Origin of the sequence: Rhodococcus sp. ARP2, assembly GCF_001029585.1 — a bacterium.
Classification (GTDB): Bacteria; Actinomycetota; Actinomycetes; order Mycobacteriales; family Mycobacteriaceae; genus Rhodococcus_F; species Rhodococcus_F erythropolis.
Map to the genome: position 1 here is coordinate 60,975 of NZ_LEKE01000052.1, position 19,630 is coordinate 80,604.

At 61.4% G+C, this 19,630-nt stretch carries 18 protein-coding genes and 1 tRNA gene; 9 read left to right on the plus strand and 10 right to left on the minus strand.

Annotation, left to right across the window (positions count from 1 at the left end; all coding sequences use genetic code 11):
- Positions 1-72: 72 nt before the first annotated feature.
- The gene (locus ABX74_RS12835) at positions 73-993 is read left to right on the plus strand and encodes a bifunctional 5,10-methylenetetrahydrofolate dehydrogenase/5,10-methenyltetrahydrofolate cyclohydrolase (RefSeq protein ID WP_046378636.1); all 921 of its coding nucleotides are present in this window, start codon (positions 73-75) and stop codon (positions 991-993) included.
- Positions 994-1,159: 166 nt separating this feature from the next.
- Here ABX74_RS12835 and ABX74_RS12840 read toward each other — a convergent pair whose 3' ends face one another.
- Together ABX74_RS12840 and ABX74_RS12845 are read right to left on the minus strand one after the other, a co-directional pair.
- Complete coding sequence (locus ABX74_RS12840; RefSeq protein ID WP_047888956.1) at positions 1,160-1,792, minus strand: hypothetical protein; 633 nt, start codon at positions 1,790-1,792, stop codon at positions 1,160-1,162.
- Between the two features lie 75 nt (positions 1,793-1,867).
- Positions 1,868-1,944 (minus strand) — tRNA-Leu (locus tag ABX74_RS12845).
- A gap of 107 nt (positions 1,945-2,051) precedes the next feature.
- Here ABX74_RS12845 and ABX74_RS12850 point away from each other — a divergent pair.
- Positions 2,052-2,669, plus strand: coding sequence for an ANTAR domain-containing response regulator (locus ABX74_RS12850; protein ID WP_003944029.1), 618 nt, complete (start codon positions 2,052-2,054; stop codon positions 2,667-2,669).
- Between the two features lie 218 nt (positions 2,670-2,887).
- The gene (locus ABX74_RS12855) at positions 2,888-4,219 is read left to right on the plus strand and encodes an ABC transporter substrate-binding protein (RefSeq protein ID WP_003944031.1); all 1,332 of its coding nucleotides are present in this window, start codon (positions 2,888-2,890) and stop codon (positions 4,217-4,219) included.
- A 56-nt stretch (positions 4,220-4,275) separates the two neighbouring features.
- Here ABX74_RS12855 and ABX74_RS12860 read toward each other — a convergent pair whose 3' ends face one another.
- From ABX74_RS12860 to ABX74_RS12875, 4 genes are read right to left on the minus strand one after another with little or no spacing between them, the layout of a single operon-like run.
- On the minus strand, positions 4,276-5,082 hold the full coding sequence (locus tag ABX74_RS12860; protein ID WP_007728720.1) for an ABC transporter ATP-binding protein: 807 nt from the start codon (positions 5,080-5,082) through the stop codon (positions 4,276-4,278).
- Complete coding sequence (locus tag ABX74_RS12865) at positions 5,079-6,107, minus strand: ABC transporter ATP-binding protein (RefSeq protein ID WP_020907906.1); 1,029 nt, start codon at positions 6,105-6,107, stop codon at positions 5,079-5,081. The genes ABX74_RS12860 and ABX74_RS12865 overlap by 4 nt, the downstream gene beginning before the upstream one ends.
- The gene (locus ABX74_RS12870) at positions 6,100-7,089 is read right to left on the minus strand and encodes a branched-chain amino acid ABC transporter permease (protein ID WP_003944088.1); all 990 of its coding nucleotides are present in this window, start codon (positions 7,087-7,089) and stop codon (positions 6,100-6,102) included. The genes ABX74_RS12865 and ABX74_RS12870 overlap by 8 nt, the downstream gene beginning before the upstream one ends.
- A 5-nt stretch (positions 7,090-7,094) precedes the next feature.
- Entirely contained in the window at positions 7,095-8,405 is a 1,311-nt protein-coding gene (locus ABX74_RS12875) for a branched-chain amino acid ABC transporter permease (RefSeq protein ID WP_223257902.1), read from the minus strand.
- A 303-nt stretch (positions 8,406-8,708) separates the two neighbouring features.
- Between ABX74_RS12875 and polA the strand changes: the two genes are divergently transcribed.
- Positions 8,709-11,456, plus strand: coding sequence for a DNA polymerase I (gene polA / locus ABX74_RS12880; RefSeq protein ID WP_047888958.1), 2,748 nt, complete (start codon positions 8,709-8,711; stop codon positions 11,454-11,456).
- Between the two features lie 75 nt (positions 11,457-11,531).
- Here the strand turns inward: polA and trxA are convergent, their stop codons facing one another.
- Positions 11,532-11,903: a thioredoxin gene (trxA, locus tag ABX74_RS12885; protein ID WP_003944106.1), complete on the minus strand. Its 372-nt coding sequence runs from the start codon at positions 11,901-11,903 to the stop codon at positions 11,532-11,534.
- Between the two features lie 74 nt (positions 11,904-11,977).
- The gene (locus ABX74_RS12890) at positions 11,978-12,973 is read right to left on the minus strand and encodes a helix-turn-helix domain-containing protein (RefSeq protein ID WP_020969741.1); all 996 of its coding nucleotides are present in this window, start codon (positions 12,971-12,973) and stop codon (positions 11,978-11,980) included.
- A gap of 213 nt (positions 12,974-13,186) precedes the next feature.
- On the opposite strand from ABX74_RS12890, the gene ABX74_RS12900 reads away from it, so the two are divergent.
- A complete protein-coding gene (locus ABX74_RS12900) occupies positions 13,187-14,116 on the plus strand; it encodes a DMT family transporter (RefSeq protein ID WP_047888959.1) in 930 nt (309 codons plus the stop codon).
- Here the strand turns inward: ABX74_RS12900 and ABX74_RS12905 are convergent.
- Entirely contained in the window at positions 14,061-14,636 is a 576-nt protein-coding gene (locus tag ABX74_RS12905) for a 2'-5' RNA ligase family protein (RefSeq protein ID WP_223257901.1), read from the minus strand. The genes ABX74_RS12900 and ABX74_RS12905 overlap by 56 nt on opposite strands.
- Here ABX74_RS12905 and ABX74_RS12910 point away from each other — a divergent pair.
- The 4 genes from ABX74_RS12910 to ABX74_RS12925 all read left to right on the plus strand — a co-directional run bounded on the left by ABX74_RS12910 (position 14,602) and on the right by ABX74_RS12925 (position 18,492).
- Positions 14,602-15,699, plus strand: coding sequence for an isocitrate/isopropylmalate dehydrogenase family protein (locus ABX74_RS12910; protein WP_021334021.1), 1,098 nt, complete (start codon positions 14,602-14,604; stop codon positions 15,697-15,699). The two genes, ABX74_RS12905 and ABX74_RS12910, sit on opposite strands and share 35 nt — an antisense overlap.
- A gap of 206 nt (positions 15,700-15,905) precedes the next feature.
- Entirely contained in the window at positions 15,906-16,778 is an 873-nt protein-coding gene (locus ABX74_RS12915; protein ID WP_024487476.1) for an ABC transporter substrate-binding protein, read from the plus strand.
- The gene (locus ABX74_RS12920; RefSeq protein WP_019748635.1) at positions 16,778-17,734 is read left to right on the plus strand and encodes an amino acid ABC transporter permease; all 957 of its coding nucleotides are present in this window, start codon (positions 16,778-16,780) and stop codon (positions 17,732-17,734) included. Before ABX74_RS12915 ends, ABX74_RS12920 begins: the two co-directional genes overlap by 1 nt.
- On the plus strand, positions 17,731-18,492 hold the full coding sequence (locus ABX74_RS12925; protein ID WP_019748634.1) for an amino acid ABC transporter ATP-binding protein: 762 nt from the start codon (positions 17,731-17,733) through the stop codon (positions 18,490-18,492). The genes ABX74_RS12920 and ABX74_RS12925 overlap by 4 nt, the downstream gene beginning before the upstream one ends.
- A 3-nt stretch (positions 18,493-18,495) precedes the next feature.
- Here ABX74_RS12925 and ABX74_RS12930 read toward each other — a convergent pair whose 3' ends face one another.
- Positions 18,496-19,341, minus strand: a complete 846-nt coding sequence (locus ABX74_RS12930) for a class I SAM-dependent methyltransferase (protein ID WP_007728737.1) — start codon at positions 19,339-19,341, stop codon at positions 18,496-18,498.
- Positions 19,342-19,630: the final 289 nt, after the last annotated feature.

Sequence of the window (19,630 nt, forward strand, 5' to 3'; positions counted from 1 at the left end):
ACCACCGGGGAGTGCACATCGCGAGGCATCGACCGCCTGGGTGCTTCACACATCTTGTGTGAAGGGGGATTCATGTCTACCGAAAATCTGCCTACCGAAAATCTGCCCAGCCAGAACGTGGCCGCTCGAATAATCGACGGACGCGCAATTGCCGATGCTGCGCTCGCGGACCTCTCAGTGCGCACGAGGCAGTTTCGTGATGAGACGGGGCACGTTCCTTGCCTGGCCGCCGTCATCGTGGGAGCGGACCCGGCCTCGAAGGCGTATGTACAGATGAAGGCCAAACGGTCTGTCGTCGTCGGAATGACGTCGCGGACGGTCGAACTCCCGGTGAGTACAACCACCGAAGAACTAGTCGACGTGCTGAGAGCGTCGTCGGCGGACCCTTCGATCGACGGCATACTGCTGCAACACCCGGTGCCAGGCCACATCGACGAACGGGCTGCGTTCGATGCCATCTCGGCCGACAAGGACGTTGACGGCGTTACCTCGGCAGCGTTCGCGGCAATGGCGTTGACCGGTGGGGGATTCGAATCATGTACACCGAGTGGCATCCTGCGCCTGCTCGACGCCACAGGCGTCGAACTCTCCGGAAAGCATGCTGTCGTGGTCGGCCGAAGCCCGATACTCGGATTGCCGATGGGAATGCTCCTCCTGCGTCGAGGCGCAACGGTGACATACTGCCATTCGCGAACCGTCGACCTGGCCGCCCACGTCGCTTCGGCAGACATCGTCATCGCGGCCGTCGGTGTTCCGGAACTGATCAAAGGGGCGTGGATCAAGCCTGGGGCAGTGGTGATCGATGCGGGGTACAACGCGGGCAACGTCGGAGATGTGGAGTACGCCGCCGCGCTCCCACATGCCGGTGCGATCACACCGGTGCCGGGTGGCGTCGGCCCCATGACGGTTGCCGTCCTGCTGGAACAAACACTGGCAGCAGCAGTTCGCGCAGCGGAAGTTCGGGCATGCAGTGAGAGTTCGGGCATGCAGTGAGAATCATGACAGTCGTGTTGGACCGGACCCAGCAATCGCCTCGGATCGATTGTGAGACCTCGGTTTCGAGACGGAGTATTCATCCGCCCCTCGATAACCGAATTACCGCGTCGAGCACCGCTGCGCTGGAATGGCTGAGCTGAGCGCGCAATTGGGTATTCGACAGTCAACTGTCTGCCGTGGGGATGTCGATCATCAACTGGGACGGTGAATCGGATGTCGATACGGTATATGCCGGACGGATGTCGACCGTGCCGACAAACGACTGCAGGATCGCACTGTTCCTGGCCGCACTGTCTATGCGCGTGATGTTTTCGCCCTCGTGAGATACGGAGTTGAGCGACGAATCCGATTGGACTCCCATCAGGTCGACTTGAAGTATCGATCGACTTCCGACGTCCACGACTGTGCTGTCACCCGCTCGGATTGCTTCGCTGACGTATTCGGTTTTCCAGAACACTGATCCATTTCCGTCGAATCGGTAGGTGATTCGGGTGAAACCGTCGTGATCGGTTACGTCGATCTCGGTCACGTCGACGCGCGGATTCGGTGAAAAGATCTCCGTGTCGTTCGGGAGCGGAGCAAGCGTGGAGATCTCGGTTGGTAGGGCATCGATCGGGGGAGTGCCGACCTGAAGGGTGCCTGTCTGTGTTGCAGCATCGAGGACGGTCTGGGTGGAAGATTCGCCGGCAGTGTTGGATTCGCCGGCAGTGTCGGATTGGTCGTCAGTCTGACACCCGGGGAGCAGCGCGAAAACAGATATGGCTCCGAGCAGAGCAATCAGGCGACGACCGTTCATGGATCGAATCTAACTGCGGTCGATCTGGGGTACAGCCGAATGCCGAAACCTTGCGGTACGGCCAACTGCGGCAGGTGGTGCCCTCGGTGAGACTCGAACTCACACTGGACGGGTTTTGAATCCGTTTCCTCTGCCAATTGGGATACGAGGGCTTGTTGCGATGACTACATTAGAAGATGCGATTTCAATGTCAAACACCGGTACCCTCTAATCGTTCGCGTCTCGTGTCGGGGCGGTTCGATGGAGGAGGATGGTGGCCATGAATTCGCCGCAGCCGCAAGGCAATCAGCTCGCACCCCGTCGTGTTGTCGTCGCTGAAGACGAGGCGTTGATCCGCATGGATCTGGTCGAGATGCTCCGCGAAGAGGGCTACGACGTCGTCGGTGAGGCCGGTGACGGGCAGGTTGCGGTGGAGTTGGCCGAGTCGCTCAAGCCTGATCTGGTCATCATGGACGTGAAGATGCCCAGGAGAGACGGCATCGACGCCGCTTCGGAGATTGCCGCCAAGCGGATCGCTCCTGTTGTCATTCTCACAGCGTTCAGTCAGCGCGAGTTGGTCGAGCGCGCACGCGATGCCGGCGCCATGGCTTACTTGGTCAAGCCGTTCTCGATCAGTGACCTCGTTCCCGCTGTCGAATTGGCGGTCAGTCGTTTCCGCGAGGTGACGGCGCTCGAGCGTGAGGTCGCTGATCTTTCCGACCGGCTCGAAGCACGCAAGCTGATCGAGCGAGCCAAGAGTGTTCTGATGGTTCGCCAAGCGCTCACCGAACCTGAGGCGTTCAAGTGGATTCAGCGTGCCGCGATGGATCGGCGCTCCACGATGAAGGCGGTCGCACAGGTCGTACTGGAAACTCTGGGCGGTGAACCGGACGCTTGAGCAAAGTGTCCGGGTTATCCGGCTGCACTGAGTGGCTGCGTCGACCGTCGAAACGTCGCGCAGCGCTACAGCCGTGTAAACACTGTGCGCCTTCAGATAACAGTCAGGTCACAGGGCTTTCTTGAAGGATCGCGAAACGGTTCCAAGGTCTAGCGTCTGATCCCACAGCGAGCGCCAGTTCGGGTGGCGCGAGCACCGGCTGATCTTAGGAGCGTGGGATGGCTAGACGAACACTTGTGCGTACTGCTGCAGTTCTCGGCGCGGCATCACTGGCACTTGCAGGCTGTAGCTCGGACAAGTCGGATGACTCGTCTTCGAGTGGCTCTACGTCCGGCGCTTCCGCCGCGACGACATCCGTCACGACTGATTGCACCCCGGAGCAGGCCAAGGCCGGCGCCACCCCGTCCACGGAAGCGCTGCGTATCGGTACGCTTCTTCCTGATACAGGCAGCTTGTCGTTCCTCGGGCCGCCGATGGTCGCGGGCACCCAGCTGGGAGTCAACGACGTCAATGCAGCCGGAGGCGTTCTCGGCCAACCGGTCCAGCTGATTCCCGGCGATTCGGGTGACACCACAACGGACACCGCCAACACCACCGTCGACCGCGAATTGGCTGCAGGCACTCAGGTCATCGTCGGCGCCGCGTCGTCCTCGGTCTCGCTCAAGGTGATCGACAAGATCGCCAGCGCAGGCGTCGTGATGTTCTCGCCTGCCAACACTTCGGACCAATTCGTCTGCTACCCCGACAAGGGCATGTACTTCCGCACCGCTCCGACGGACGTACTACAGGCTCAGGCCGTCGCACAGCTCATTTCGGACGACGGTGGTCAGCGCGTAGCGATCATGGCCCTCAACGACCCGTACGGGACGGGTCTGGCGGACAACATCGAAAAGAATCTGATCGATTCGGGCGTCCCCTCCGATCAGATCGAGAAGATCATCTACGACCCGAACGCGCAGTCGTTCAACTCCGAAGTCGATCAAGTCAAGAACTTCAATCCGGATGCAGTGGCATTGGTGGGCTTCGAGGAGTCGGCGAAGATCATCACGCGCATGCACGAAGTGGGCATCGGCCCGTCGGACGGAATGGCGATGTACGGCGTCGACGGCAACATGGGTAACGCGCTCGGCGAATCCGTGGCGAAGCCGTTGCTCGACACCATGCAGGGAACCACGCCCCTGACGGACGTCGGAGCTGCCTTCCAGGATCGTCTCAAGGCTGTGAACCCCTCTCTGATCGACTTCAACTACGCCGGAGAGTCGTACGACGCGGTGGTGATCTCAGCGCTCGCTGCCGAGCAGGCGAAGTCGACGGCCGGTACCGACATCGCGGCCAACATCAACAGCGTCACCGAAGGTGGCACCAAGTGCACGTCCTACGTCGAGTGCCTGCCGTTGGTGAAGGCGGGAACCGACATCGACTACGACGGCATCACCGGCGAGTTGGACTTCAACGATTCGGGAGAACCGTCCATCGGTTCGTACGGAAAGCTCAAGTTCGGCCCTGAGAACACGCTGACCACAGAAGGATTCGTGGTCGTGGGCAAGTAAGCAGCCAACGAGAATGGGCCAGGGTCGCAAGACCCTGGCCCATTCTCGTGTCTGTTCTACTTCTCTTTGCTGCCAGCGAGCGTTCCCAAGTACAACTCGATCACCTTGGGGTCGTTCATCAGATTGGCGCCGGTGTCGGTGTACGCGTTCTTACCCTGATCGAGTACGTAGCCGCGGTCGCAGATCTGAAGGCAGCGGCGCGCGTTCTGCTCGACCATGATGACCGAGACACCCGCAGCATTGATCTTCTTGCAGCGGATGAACACCTCGTCCTGGAACATGGGGGACAGGCCCGCGGACGGTTCGTCGAGCAGCAGCACCGACGGATCCATCATCAGGGCCCGGCCCATCGCGACCATCTGGCGTTCGCCGCCGGAGAGTGCGCCGGCCTTCACCTTTCGTCGTTCACTCAGAAGAGGGAACAGTTCACTCACGAAGGCGAATCGTTCCGCGAATGCCTTGGGCCGCAGATAAATGCCCATTTCGAGGTTTTCTTCGATGGTCAGAGTCTGAAAGACGTTCTGTGTCTGAGGGACGTACCCGACTCCCTTCTGAACGAGGACGTGAGCGGGCGCAGACGTGATGTTGTCCTCGCGTAAGGTGACCGACCCTTCGCGTACCGGTATCAGTCCGAACAGTGATTTCAGGAGTGTCGATTTGCCTGCGCCGTTCGGTCCGATGATCCCGACGATTTCCCCTTCCTTCAGGAAGAAGTTGCATTCACGCAGGATGTTGACGCCGGGAATGTAGCCCGCGACGAGGCTGTCGGCGCGGAGCAGGGCACCTGCCGACAGTCGCTGATGCTCCTCGGCCGTCGCGGCGAACTCTGCAGGCGTGAGTGAACGTGCGTGGTTCTCGCTCATGGCTTCTCGTGCCTTCCGCGCGGTTCCTCGGGACTCGATTCCAGCGTCGCGGCGAGATCGGCCGGAAGGCTGTCGACGTCGGGTTCCGACAGGTCCCCGCCCGACTCGAGGGTTTCGACCTCGGCTTCAGCCAGGGCGGCGGCCAGAACGGCCGTCTCGCCCACCGGATTTCCGTTGTCGTCGAACTCGAGGGCCTGGTCATGGTGGCTGCCCAGATATGCGTCGACGACGGCTGTGTTGGACGAGAGTTCGTCCGGGGTGGATTCGGCGATGACGCTGCCCTGTGCCATGACCACCACCCAATCGCTGATATCTCGGATCACGTCCATGTCGTGCTCGACGAACACGACCGTCATTCCGTCGTCGCGCAATGATTTGATGTGTCCAAGCAGGCTTTGCGTCAGAGCAGGATTGACCCCCGCCATCGGTTCGTCGAGCATCACCACCGAGGGCGAGGTCATGAGTGCGCGAGCCATTTCGAGCAGTTTGCGCTGCCCACCGGAGAGTGAACCGGCGAGGTCGTCTGCCTTGGTGTCGAGTTTGAATCGTGCGAGGAGTTCGTTGGCGCGTTCGGTGATCTCGCGTTCCTGCCCTTTCCAGATCCACGGAACGAGGGATGCAAAAATGCGTTCACCACGTTGGCCGGTGGCGCCGAGACGTACGTTGTCCAGCACGGTGAGTTTGGAGAGCGCCTTGGTCAACTGGAACGTCCGTACCACTCCTTTCCTGGCTACCTGGTGGGGATACATGCGGCCCAGCGATTGACCGTCCATCGACCACGTACCGGTGTCCGGCCGGTCGAAACCGGTGAGGAGGTTGAAGAGCGTCGTTTTTCCGGCACCGTTCGGACCGATCAGACCTGTGATGCACCCTCGTTGAATCTCGAGGTGATCGACGTCGACGGCCTTGAGACCGCCGAACGTCCGCGAGACGTTGTCAGCGACCAACACCGGGTCGGGTTTCGCCGATCCGGGAAGGTGAGGAACGTCGGCAAAGATCTGTGCTCTGGTATCGGCGTCAAGCATTGAGTTGCACCTCCCGCTTGTTACCCAGTATTCCCTGCGGTCTGAAGACCATCAGGAGAGCAATCATCAATCCGAGTAGGACATACCTGGTGGCGCCGACTTGCTGTTCCGTGAGTGAAAGCAGCGGATTTTCGCCGGAGATCGCCTGACGCAGCAAGGCATCAGGGATGGCGAGGAGGAACCAGAACAACATTGCGCCGACCACCGGGCCGAATACCGTTGCCGCCCCGCCCAGAATCAGTGCGCCGAACGCGAAGAACGTCTGCGCGGTCGAGTAGAAGTCCGGGTTGATGGACTTGGTCTGCAAAGCGTTGAACACACCGGCCAGACCACCGATCACGCCGCCGAGAACCAGCGCCTGCATCTTGTACACGAAGACGTTCTTGCCCAACGATCGCGCTGCGTCCTCGTCTTCGCGTACCGCCTTGAGGACGCGCCCCCACGGACTGTGCGTCAACAGGTAGACAAATCCACACAAGATCAAGACCAGCGTCCACCCCACGACCATCGACCAGAGGTCGTCTCCGTAGAACTTCACGCCGAGAAACGAGTACTGCTTGGCCGAGTCGAAGGGGCTCAGTGCGGTGAACGGGTCTGCGAAACCGAACAGGCCATTGGTGGAACCGGTCACCGAATCCGACGCGGTCGAGCGGAAGATCAGACGCAGGATCTCCGAAGCAGCGATGGTCACGATGGCGAGATAGTCGGCGCGCAGACGCAGCGTCGGGATACCGAGCACGAGCGCGAGGAGTCCGGCTGCGGTAAGTCCGACGAGGATGCCGAGCCACAACGGCTGGTCGTAGGTCACGGTCATGATGCCGACCCCGTAGCCGCCGAGGAGGGCAAAACCGATCTGACCGAAGTTGAGCAGTCCGGCGTAGCCGAAGTGCAGGTTCAGCCCGATTGCCAGCAATGCGTAGAAGATTGCCGACGGCCCGATCAACTGGGCGAAGGAAACCTGGAAAGCTCCCATGATGTCCATGTTCGTCACCCGATCCTTTGTCTGGATCCGAGGATGCCCTGGGGGCGAACCACGAGGATCACGATCAAGACGAGAAGTCCGCCGATGTATTTGAGATCGGGGTTGATGATGAGCGTCGAGAGTTGGACCAGAAGTCCCACGATGACGCAGCCGAGTAGCGCCCCGTACGCGGTTCCCAGACCACCGAGGGTGATTCCGGCGAACATGAGCAGCAGCAGTTTGAAGCCCATTTCCCACTGGACGCGTCCGCCGAGTTCGGAGATACCGAACAGCACACCGCCGAGGGCGGCCAGTCCGCCGCCGAGACCCCAGACGAACATGATCACGCGCTCGACGTTGATTCCGGACGAAGCGGCGAGGTCACGATTGTCGGAGACGGCACGCATGGCCTTTCCGATGCGAGTCTTCTGCAGAAGCAGTGCGACGCCGACCAGGACGACCAGACTGACGATCATGACTATCGCGTTGGCGTCGGTCAGTGCGATCGGACCCCAGTTCTTCTCGACCTGGCCCTGGTAGTCGTCGAACGGTTCGGCGCGGTCGGAGAAGAAGATCAGGATCAAGTAGCGCAATGAAATCGCGAGACCGATCGAGACCACCAATTGCGCGATCAACCCGGTCTTGCGCTTACGCAGTGGTTTCCAGACGATTCCGTTGGTCAGCAGGCCGATGCCGATGCCGACGAAGATCGCGAGGATCGTGGCGGGAATCAGCGGAACGCCGAAGGACGTGTTGATCACCCAGGCAGCAACGGCTCCTAACGTCACCATCTCGCCGTGAGCGAAGTTGGTCAGGCCAGTGGTGCCGTAGATCAGGCTCAAACCCACACCGGCGATCGCGATCACGAGGCCGAACCGCAGACCGTCGACCGTCGTGCGGATCAGCTTCTCGCCGAAGCTGACATTCGAGGCGGTACGTACCTCGCCGAACGAGAAGATCACGGTGTTCGCGCGGCCGGCCACCACCTCGCGTTCGACAGCGGCTTGCACACTGACCCCGTCGGGAAGTGTGTCGGCAACGATCTCGAAGGTGTAGGTGCCCGGTGCCACGGCCAGTTCCCAACGGCCGTTCGATGCCGATTCTCCGGTGGCGACTTCCGTACCGGAAGAATCGAGCGCACGGACGGTGACGCCCGCGAGGCGTGTGCCGCCGTTGTTGAGATTGCCGCTGACGGGGACCGCGTTGTCGGGAACCGGTGCTGTCGGTGTTGCGGATGCTGTCGGGGTCGGCGGTGTAGGGGAAGTGGTCGGTTCCTGAGCCGAAGCAGTTCCGGCCAGGCTGAGTAATGCGAAGAACGTCAGTAATGCAAAGGCCAGTAGTCGGCTGAGTGTGGCGAGGGTCTGCCGTTTCACTACGGGTGGGGCCACGTACGTCCTCCGAGCGGGTCGGGAATAGCGCGTCTGGACAAAGGTGCCGCGCAGCACAGGGATTGTTTCGTTGCTGCGATTTCCGGACTCTAACGGCTCCGTTCGCTTCAGATGGGGTTCTGAGATTTCCGGGATGTTTCGGTTCCGTATCGAAGGCCGAAGGCTGCATCAATTGTCCGATTCTTGTGTCTGTTCCTGCGTAAACAACGGCGAAGGCGTCGATGTCGGTCGCGATCCCTAGACTGATGAACCGTGAGCCCCGCAACCACAACTCGGTCCAGCACGTCCACCGCTTCAGCCGGCACCGCCGGCAAGGCGGACGATCGCCCTCTTCTGATGCTTCTCGACGGGCATTCGTTGGCATTTCGCGCCTTCTATGCGCTGCCTGCAGAGAACTTCAAGACACACAGTGGGCAGGCCACCAACGCGGTGTACGGCTTCACGTCGATGTTGATCAACCTTCTTCGTGACGAGCAGCCCACCCACTTGGCCGCGGCTTTCGACGTGTCGCGTCAGACGTTTCGCGCCGACCTGTTCCCCGAATACAAGGCGCAGCGCGCGAAGGCTCCGGACGAATTCAAGGGCCAGATCGACATCACCAAGGACGTTCTGGGCGCGCTGGGCATCCCGGTCATGGCCGAGGAAGGTTTCGAGGCCGACGACGTGATTGCCACGTTGACCACGCAGGCGGAGGCACTCGGATACCGGGTTCTCGTCGTGACCGGCGACCGCGACTCGCTGCAGCTGGTGACCGACAACGTCACTGTGCTCTACCCGAAGAAGGGTGTCTCGGAGCTCACCCGATTCACGCCGTCGGCCGTCGAGGAGAAGTACAGCCTCACTCCGTCGCAGTATCCGGATTTTGCTGCCCTGCGCGGCGACCCGAGTGACAACCTCCCCGGTATCCCCGGCGTCGGCGAGAAAACCGCTACCAAGTGGATCCGTGAGTACGGCGACCTGCAGGGACTGGTAGACAACGTGGACAAGGTCCGCGGCAAGGTAGGCGACTCGCTACGCGAGAACCTTGCAAACGTCCTGCTCAATCGTCAGCTCACCGAGATGGTTCGCGACGTTCCGTTGCCGTACACGCCCGAGCAGTTGGTGTTGGCCCCGTGGGACCGCGAGAAGATTCATGCGTTGTTCGACGATCTCGAGTTCAAGGTTCTCCGCGATCGACTGTTCGCGACCCTGTCGTCGTCCGAGCCCGAAGCAGAGGAAGGGTTCGAGGTCAGCGGCGACGCACTCGCCCCGGGTGCGGTTGCCGCGTGGCTCGATGCCCACGCGCGAACCGGTGAGCGTCACGGCGTCACAGTGCTCGGAACCAGAACTCCGTTTGCCGGCGACGTCACTGCACTCGCGATCGCGGCCTCCGACGGTGAATGTGCATACATCGCGGCGTCGACGGCAACACCGGAAGACGAAGCAGCTCTCGGTGATTGGCTCGCCGACGCATCGCAGCCGAAGGCGCTGCACGAAGCCAAGTGGGCGATCCACGCTCTGCGTGGGCGTGGTTGGACGCTCGGTGGACTGACCAGCGACACTGCTCTGGCCGCATATCTCGTCCGGCCGGGCCAGCGCAGCTTCAATCTCGACGATCTCTCGCTCCGCTACCTCAAGCGTGAACTGCGCGCCGAAACATCCGGCCAGGAACAGCTTTCACTGCTCGATGACACCGAACAGCTCGATGCCGAAGCAGCCGAGACCGCGATGCTCAGCGCTCAGGCCGTTCTCGACTTGGCAGCTGCACTGGACACCGAGTTGGAGTCGATCGAGTCCAAGTCGCTCCTCTCCGACATGGAACTGCCGTTGACGATCGAGCTCGCTCAGATCGAGGCCACCGGCATCGCCGTCGACAGCGCGCATCTGCACGATCTTCAGAGCCGTTTCGCCTCCCAGGTCGCTGACGCCGCAAACTCCGCCTACGAGGTGATCGACAAGCAGATCAACCTGGGTTCGCCGAAGCAGCTGCAGGTGGTCTTGTTCGAAGAACTCGACATGCCCAAGACGAAGAAGACGAAGACGGGCTACACCACCGACGCCGAGGCGTTGCAGGGTCTGTTCGACAAGACAGGACATCCGTTCCTCGAACACCTTCTCGCGCACCGTGATGCGACGCGTATGAAGGTGACCGTCGACGGTCTTCTCAAGGCCGTGGCCGAAGACGGACGCATTCACACGACGTTCAACCAGACGGTCGCCGCGACCGGACGTCTGTCGTCGACCGATCCGAACTTGCAGAACATCCCGGTGCGAAACGACGCGGGGCGCGAGATTCGCGACGGATTCGTAGTCGGGCAAGGGTTCGACGTTCTGCTCACTGCCGACTACAGCCAGATCGAAATGCGCATCATGGCGCACGTGTCAGGCGACGAGGGACTGATCGAGGCATTCAACACCGGTGAGGACCTGCACAGCTTTGTCGGCTCGCGCGCATTCGGAGTTCCGATCGAAGAGGTCACTCCTGAACTGCGTCGCCGGGTCAAGGCGATGTCCTACGGTCTGGCCTACGGGCTCAGTGCCTACGGATTGGCGTCGCAGCTGAAGATTTCGACCGAAGAAGCGAAGCAGCAGATGGATGCGTACTTCGCTCGTTTCGGCGGCGTGCGGGATTACCTCCATGCGGTGGTCGAGCAGGCACGTAAGGACGGCTACACCTCGACGCTCTACGGTCGTCGTCGCTACCTGCCGGACCTCAACAGCGACAACCGTCAGCGTCGTGAGGTGGCCGAACGTGCTGCCCTGAATGCGCCGATCCAGGGCACCGCAGCCGACATCATCAAGGTCGCGATGATCAATGTTCAGAAGGCTCTCGCCGACGCCGGATTGAAGTCGCGCATGCTGTTGCAGGTGCACGACGAATTGGTGCTCGAAGTGGTCGCCTCCGAGTTGGAGGAAGTCACCGCACTGGTCAAGGACAAGATGGCCACAGCCATCGAGTTGTCGGTACCCCTGGACGTTTCGGTGGGAACCGGTCGAAGCTGGGACAGCGCGGCTCACTGAGTCGGCGTCAAGACAGTCTGGCTACGAAAAGAGCGCGCTCCGAATCGAATTCGATTCGGAGCGCGCTCTCGTTCGCTATTCAGCTGAAGCGGTCTGCTCTGCGATCTGCTTGCGGACCTCGTCCATGTCGAGTGCCTTGACCTGAGTGACGAGCTCTTCGAGCTGAGCAGCGGGAAGAGCGCCGGCCTGGTTGAACACGAGTACGCCTTCGCGGAAGGCCATGATCGTGGGGATGGAGCGGATGTTCGCGGCCGCTGCGATTCCCTGCTCGGCCTCGGTGTCGACCTTGGCGTGAACGACGTCGGCATGCTTCTCCGACGAGGCTTCGAACGTCGGCGCGAACTGGCGGCACGGGCCGCACCAGGAGGCCCAGAAGTCCACGAGGACGACGTCGCTGCCGTTGATCGTTTCGTCGAAGTTCTGCTGGGTGAGTGTCTGGGTGGCCACAGGGGTCCTTTCCATTGTGCGGGCTGTTGGTGTGTGCAACGCCCCGGAACCGCTGATTCTTCCCTGAGCCGATTTCAGCTTGCGTTCTCGGTCGCCCGAAACGTCCGGCGGTAGGCCTGGGGCGTGGTGCAGCGAAGCCGGATGAAGTGCTGGCGAAGCACGGCGCCGCCGCCGAAACCGACGCGTTCTGCGATGACATCGACGGAGAGGTCCGAATTCTCCAGGAGTTGCTGGGCGGCCAGTACTCGCTGATCGCTGAGCCAGCGGGCGGGAGTTGTTCCCGTTTCCGCTTGGAAACGGCGGGCAAATGTGCGAGCGGACATGTTCGCTCGGGCCGCGACCATTCCGACAGTGAGATCGAGGGCGAGATTCTCCGTCATCCAGTCGAGGAGTGGGGCAAGGGTTGCACTCGGCGTCGAGGTGAGGGGAGTGGCGACGTACTGGGCCTGCCCACCGTCACGGTGGGGTGGCACCACCATCCTTCTCGCGATGCCGTTGGCGACACGAGAACCCTGTTCCTTTCGCACGATGTGCAGGCACAGATCGATTCCTGCCGCGGTGCCTGCGCTGGTGAACACCGGATCTTCGTCCACGTACAACACGTCCGGATCGACCTTGGCTTCCGGATACGTCTGGGCAAGCCTCTCTGCGTGCCGCCAATGCGTCGTGCATCGCCTTCCGTCCAGTAGTCCAGCCGCGCCGAGGACAAACGCTCCGGTGCACAGGCTCGCCACCTTGGCGCCCCGGGCTACGGCCTCGTTGAGTTTGACCAGCAGGGGATCGACACTCGAGTCGGGACTCGGTGAGCACATGTACGCGTCGCCGGCGTCGTAGGTTCCGCCGGCGGAAACGACGATGAGGTCGGCGTCGTCGAGAGAATCGAGGTTGTACGGAACATCGATGTTGTAACCGAACCGCGTTCGGATCGGGCCCGGAACTGCGGCGATCAGCGAGAAGTCGTACGTGGGGAGGCCGTCGTCGGATCGGTCGAAGCCGAAGACTTCACATGCCACGCCGAGTTCAAACGCCTCGGTCATCGGCATCAGTGGGACCACCACTTTCGCGAGCATCTTTCGAGTGTGACAGAAAAACGGGAAAGTGGCAGAAAATCGTCCAAGTCTGGCTTTTCTGCCACTACTGCCACGTGGGACATTCCGTCAGGCTGGACACATGGCAATCATCGTCGTCAGCCTCCTGGTCCTACTGGTCCTGAATGTTCTAGCTCTTGCCGGCCGAACGCCCGACACTCGTCACGACGTCAGTCCGCACGGAGACTTCACCCTTTGAGGGCACGTCTGGCCTTTCAATACACCGCAGCTGCGGTGGTGTGGGGAGCCAGTTTCCTCTTCATGAAGATCGGGCTCGAAGGTCTGTCCTTCACGCAGGTAGTTTTGTGGCGCTTGGTCTTCGGTGCGCTCGCGCTGGTTCTCGTGTCAGCGGTCAGCCGGATCGGCCTACCGAGGGAATTTCGTGTCTGGAAGCACCTGGCTTTTCTCGCAGCGACGCAATGCATCGTGCCGTGGCTGCTGTTCAGTTGGGCGGAGCAGGACATGTCCTCGGGACTCGCGAGCATCTACAACGCCACCACGCCACTGATGACTATGGCTGTCTCCCTTGCCTTTCTGCCGGGGGAGACGCTGACGCGGTACAAGTCGCTGGGGTTGCTTCTCGGATTCAGTGGGGTGCTGATCGTGTTGGCGCCGTGGAATCTCGGCGTTGGCGGAAGTGTGAGTGCTCAGGTCGCTTGCCTGGGAGCGACTGCGTCGTACGGGATTTCGTTTGTCTACCTCAGGCGTTTCGTGCTTCCTCTCGGCGTCGACACCCGTACGGTCGCGCTTGTGCAGATCAGTATCGGTGCTTTCGTGATGGTTCTGGCCTCTCCGGTCGTCGCAAACACGCCGATGCACCTCACGCCGGCAGTTGTCCTGTCGATGATTGCTCTAGGCGCACTGGGGACCGGGCTCGCATTCATCTGGAACACCAATGTCGTTCAGGGGTGGGGGCCGACTGCGGCGTCCACCGTCACTTATCTCAGTCCAGTGGTGGGCGTCGCTCTCGGCGCAATAGTCTTGGACGAAAGCGTTGGCTGGAATCAGCCGGTTGGTGCGCTGGCGGTGATCGCGGGAATCCTGGTGACCCGACGTGCAACCCGCTCTGTCACACCGGCGGTGTCAGTAACCATTCCGTCTTCTGTTCGCCGTCCCAGCGCCTGATCCCGCCGCTGCGCCCTTGAATCACGTCGGTGCCGAGCAGGGCGATGGCTTCACCCAGACGTGCAGGTTCGACGCGTCGGGCGAGCGTCACGTGAGGCGTCCACGCGCCGGGCTCGACGTGGGCGGGAAGTGCCGTCGAGCCAACTGTTGACTCGGCTATTTCTCGGTGCAGGTGAAGGAGTGCACGCGAAGGAACAACCGAGCGCGCCAAGACCATCTGCTTGCCGCCGAACACGACGTAGCCACCCAGCCGGACCTCGAAGTCCGGGGCCGAGAAGCGCCGCACCAACAGTTCGTCGATCTCCGCGGGGATCTCACGGGCGACGAACAGCGTGATGTGCGGACGGTTGGACGGGCTGTGATGAGAGGCCTGACTCGGTAGTCCGGCGTCGGCGAGAAGCTGCCATTGTGCTCGCACTGCCGACTCACTCACCGGATCGAGGAGCAATTCCACCGACTGGACCATGGTGAGCAATGATTGCCTGATGACAGGTGCGAGCGCAATCGGTACTCCGGCCATGCGGCTGGGACTCATGCACGGCGACGGAATCGGCCACGAAATCGTCCCGGCGACACGGCAGATCGTGGATGCGGCGCTGTCATCGGTTCATGCTCCGCCCGTCGAGTGGGTCGAGCTTCCGCTCGGGAGTACGGCCATCGACACTCACGGCACGCCAATTCCCGACGAAACCATCGATGCGTTGGGTCAGCTGCAAGGCTGGATCCTCGGACCCCATGACAGCGCGTCGTATCCCGAGAGGTTTCGCGGACAACTCACCCCCGGCGGCGTCATCCGGAAAAAGTTCGAGTTGTTCGCGAACATCCGACCGGCAGCAGCGTTCCCCGGCGTCAAGGCGATGGTTCCCGACATGGATCTGGTGATCGTCCGCGAGAACACCGAGGGGTTGTACGCGGATCGGAACATGGCAGTGGGCAGCGGCGAATTCATGCCGACGCCCGACATCGCCCTGGCCGTCGGTGTGTTCACCCGCGCTGCATGCGAACGGATCGCACGCACTGCCTTCGCGTTGGCGTCGCGTCGGCGCAATCACGTCACGATCGTCCACAAGGCCAACGTCCTGACACTGACCACCGGCCTCTTCCGCGACGCCTGCCGAACCGTCGCCGCGGAGTACCCCCACGTAGTCGTCGACGACGAGCACGTCGACGCGATGGCGGCGCACCTCGTTCGACGCGGCGGAGACTTCGACGTCGTGGTGACCGAAAACATGTTCGGCGACATTTTGTCGGATCTGGCGGGCGAGCTGTCCGGTTCACTCGGAACCGCGCCGTCGATCAACGCTTCCGAGACGCAGGTCATGGCTCAGGCTGCGCACGGAGCAGCACCCGACATTGCCGGGAAGAACCGGGCGAACCCGACGGCACTGTTCCTCTCGAGTGCGATGATGCTCGACTGGCTCGGTGATGCGCGCGGAGATCGGTTGTTGTCTGCGGCGGCACGCCGCATTTCAGACGCGGTTCGTACGACCATCGCGTCGGGTATCGCGACCGCCGACCTCGGCGGTTTGGCATCGACCAGCGAATTTTCCGAAGTCGTGTACGCACACACTCTGCGTCGCTGATTCTTGTACGACAGGCCGGAATCTTGCGAAGTCGGCGACGGTGGAACTCCTGCCGTAACCTACCGTTCGACTGAATTTCGGATGGACGTTGCAAGTGCGGCGATCGACGAGTGGAGAGCAGAGTCGTGGTCGATGAAAACGCACGGGCACCAAGGCCACGTGGCGTGGGTTATGGCTCGAGCAGTGGCGGGCGTATCCGCACCAACGTGGTGCGAGTCCTGTTGGTGGGCTTGATCGTCGCACTGTGCGGCGGATGTGTCACCAACAACGAGGGTCTCGTTCCGGAAGGGCCGCCACTTGATGTCCAGAAGGTGCCCGAGATCGCCGCTCTTCTGCCGTCTAAGGTCACGGATTCGGGCAAGCTGCAGGTCGGCGTCAACATTCCGTACGCGCCAAACGAATTCAAGGACGCGGACGGCAACATCGTCGGTTTCGACGTCGACCTGATGAATGCCGTTGCCGCCGTTCTCGGTGTCGAAGCTGTCTTCAACCAAGCCGACTTCGACAAGATCATCCCCGCTATCCAGTCGGGAAGCTACGACCTCGGCATGTCTTCGTTCACCGACTCCAAGGAACGCGAGAAGACGGTCGACTTCGTCACGTACTACAGCGCAGGTATCCAGTGGGCGCAACGGCCGGACAAGCCAGTCGATCCGAACAACGCATGCGGGCTTCGGGTGGCGGTGCAGACCACGACCACCGAGGACATCGACGAGGTGCCTGCCAAGAGCGAGGCATGCGTGGCCGAGGGCAAGCCCCCGATCGACAAGATCAAGTACGACAGCCAGGACGACGCGGCCAACGCGCTCATCCTCGGTCGAGTCGACGCGCTGTCCGCTGATTCGCCAGTGACCGGCTATGCGATCAAACGGAGCAAGGGCCGGATGGAAGCTGCGGGAGAACCGTTTGATTCGGCGCCGTACGGCTGGCCGATCGTGAAGGGTTCCGCCCTTGGGCCCGCCCTGCAGCAGGCAATGCAGTACCTGATCGACAACGGCGTCTATCAACAGATCGCGCAGACCTGGAGTGTCGAGGCCGGCGTCATCGAAGTATCCAAGATCAACGGCGCGGAAAGCTGATGAACATGACAACAACTGAGACCGGCGATCCGGTGCCGATCAAGGCGATTCCACTACGCAGACCTGGTCGTTGGATTGCCGCGGTCGTCGTCGTGGTCCTCTTCGGACTGTTCGTTTACGGCGCGGCGACCAACGAAGCCTTTGCATGGGGGACTTACGGTCAGTATCTGTTCGACAAACGGATCTCCGCTGGTGCGTGGACAACGATCCAGCTGACGGTGCTGGCAATGGTGATCGCGATCGTCCTCGGTGTGATTTTGGCAGTCATGCGACTTTCTCCCAACCCGGTGCTTCGCGCCGCGGCCTGGGGCTATCTGTGGATCTTTCGAGGAACCCCTGTCTACGTGCAGTTGGTCTTCTGGGGCCTGTTCCCGTCGATCTACAAGAGCATCGATCTCGGTATTCCCTTCGTACATCAGTTTGCGCACATCAATCTCCAGGACTTGCAGGCAGCGTTTCTGTTTGCGGTGATCGGTTTGGCACTGAACGAGGCTGCATACATGGCCGAGATCGTCCGTGCCGGCGTGAGTTCGGTCAACGAGGGCCAGACCGAAGCATCTGTTGCATTGGGTATGACGTGGAGTCAGACGATGCGCCGAACCGTACTACCGCAGGCGATGCGCGTCATCATTCCGCCGACCGGTAACGAAGTCATCAGCATGCTCAAGACCACCTCGCTCGTGACGGCGGTCCCTTACAGCTTCGAGTTGTACGGTCGAGCGCGCGATATCTCGGGCGCCAACTTCGAGCCGATTCCCCTGTTGATGGTGGCGGCAACGTGGTACCTCGCGATCACGAGTCTGCTCATGATCGGGCAGTACTACGTCGAGCGTCACTATTCGAAGGGCGCAACCCGAGCACTGACCACACGCCAGCTTCAGGCACTGGCCGACGCGCAAGGAAAAGCTACGGTAGTGGAAACGCTTCCGGATACCCCCGGAGGAGAACGCAAATGACACCCATGGTGAAAGCAGACCGAGTTTGTAAGAACTTCGGCGCACTGGAGGTTCTGAAAGGGATTTCGCTCGAAATCGACCCTGGCCAGGTCCTCTGCCTGGTCGGTCCGTCCGGGTCGGGCAAGTCGACGTTCTTGCGCTGCATCAATCACCTCGAGCAGGTCAACGCCGGCCGACTGTACGTCGACGGCGACCTGGTGGGTTACTCGGAGAAGAACGGCAAACTGTACGAACTCCACCCGCGAGCAGCGGCCAAACAACGCCGCGACATCGGGATGGTGTTTCAGCACTTCAACCTGTTCCCGCACCGCACCGCTCTCGAGAACATCATCGAAGCGCCGACGCAGGTGAAGCGCGTCAGTAAGAAGAAGGCTGTCGAACGAGCGAAGGACCTCCTCGATCAGGTCGGGTTGAGCGCTAAAGCCAACGCCTACCCGGCCCAGTTGTCGGGTGGTCAGCAGCAAAGAGTTGCCATCGCCCGCGCTCTCGCGATGGACCCGAAGCTCATGCTGTTCGACGAGCCGACGTCCGCGCTCGACCCCGAACTCGTCGGTGAAGTTCTCACTGTGATGAAGCAATTGGCCAAAGAAGGCATGACGATGGTGGTCGTCACCCACGAGATGGGTTTCGCCCGCGAGGTCGCAGATCAGTTGGTGTTCATGGACGGGGGAGTTGTGGTCGAGGCAGGCGAGCCCCGGGAACTCCTGGCCAATCCGCAGCACGATCGGACCAAGGCGTTCCTGTCGAAGCTGCTGTAGTCGTCAGGGTTTGACGGCGCTGAAAATTGCAGTGCCCGGAAAGAGTTGGCCGCGCAGGGGACTCCACTGTCCCCATTCGCGGTCCAACCACTCCGGCCATTCGGGCTCGATGATGTCGCGCACCTGAAGTCCGGCCGCGACGATCTCACGAACCCGGTCGCCGATGGTGCGGTGATGCTCGACGTAGGTGGGGACTCCGTTGTCATCGACCTCGACATACGGAGTGCGGTCGAAGTACGGGAGGGTCGCGGTCAAGCCCTTCGGCCCGGGATCGTCGGGGAAGATCCATCGGATCGGATGGTTGACGGCAAAGACCCACGATCCGCCGGGACGCAGAACCCGGGCGACTTCGTTCATCACTCGCTGCGAATCGGCAACGAACGGGACGGCGCCGAACGCGGAACAGACGATGTCGAAACTCTCGTCGGCAAACGGCAGGAGTTCCGCACTTGCCTGAATCAACGGGACTGCCGGTCCGCCGGCATTCATCGCGTCCTGCCCGCGGGCGAGCATCCCCATCGAGATGTCGAGACCGACGGCCCGAGCACCGTGTCCGGCGAGCCATCGGGCACACGGCGCCGAGCCGCAACCCACTTCCAATATGTCTTTGTCGACTATGTCGCCGAGTAAGTGGTGATCGCCCTCGTGCAGCCCTTCGGGGCACCAGACGAATTCACCTTCCGCGCTGTTCACGCCCAGAAACTCGCCGTGGGTTCGGTGGTAATCGTCGGCGTCGGCGTCCCACCACGCACGGCTGGCACGGTCGCTGGCACTGGAATCGACACGGACCCGGCCGACGCCGCTGGTACCGAGAATGGAATTGGCGGCGGCATGGCGCTCGTCAGACATGAACAACACAGTAGAACGGGTGATGCGGGCGCAGGGTACCCGGGTTTGCCCGGCAAGATAGCCGACGCGTAGTCTTACTCACGCGAGTGTCTGTCATCCGACCGATTGTCTATACGGGATCTTTACCAAGGTCTCGGAATCAGTTGGACCGAGGGAGCTCGCGGTGCGCTTCCGCGGTGTGGAATGTGATCCGGTATTCGGTTGTTCGTTATTGATGCAGCTGGGTACTTCGATCTAGTACTTCACAAAAGTACTTCCAACATTTGTACGCCACAGTTGCGCATCTCGT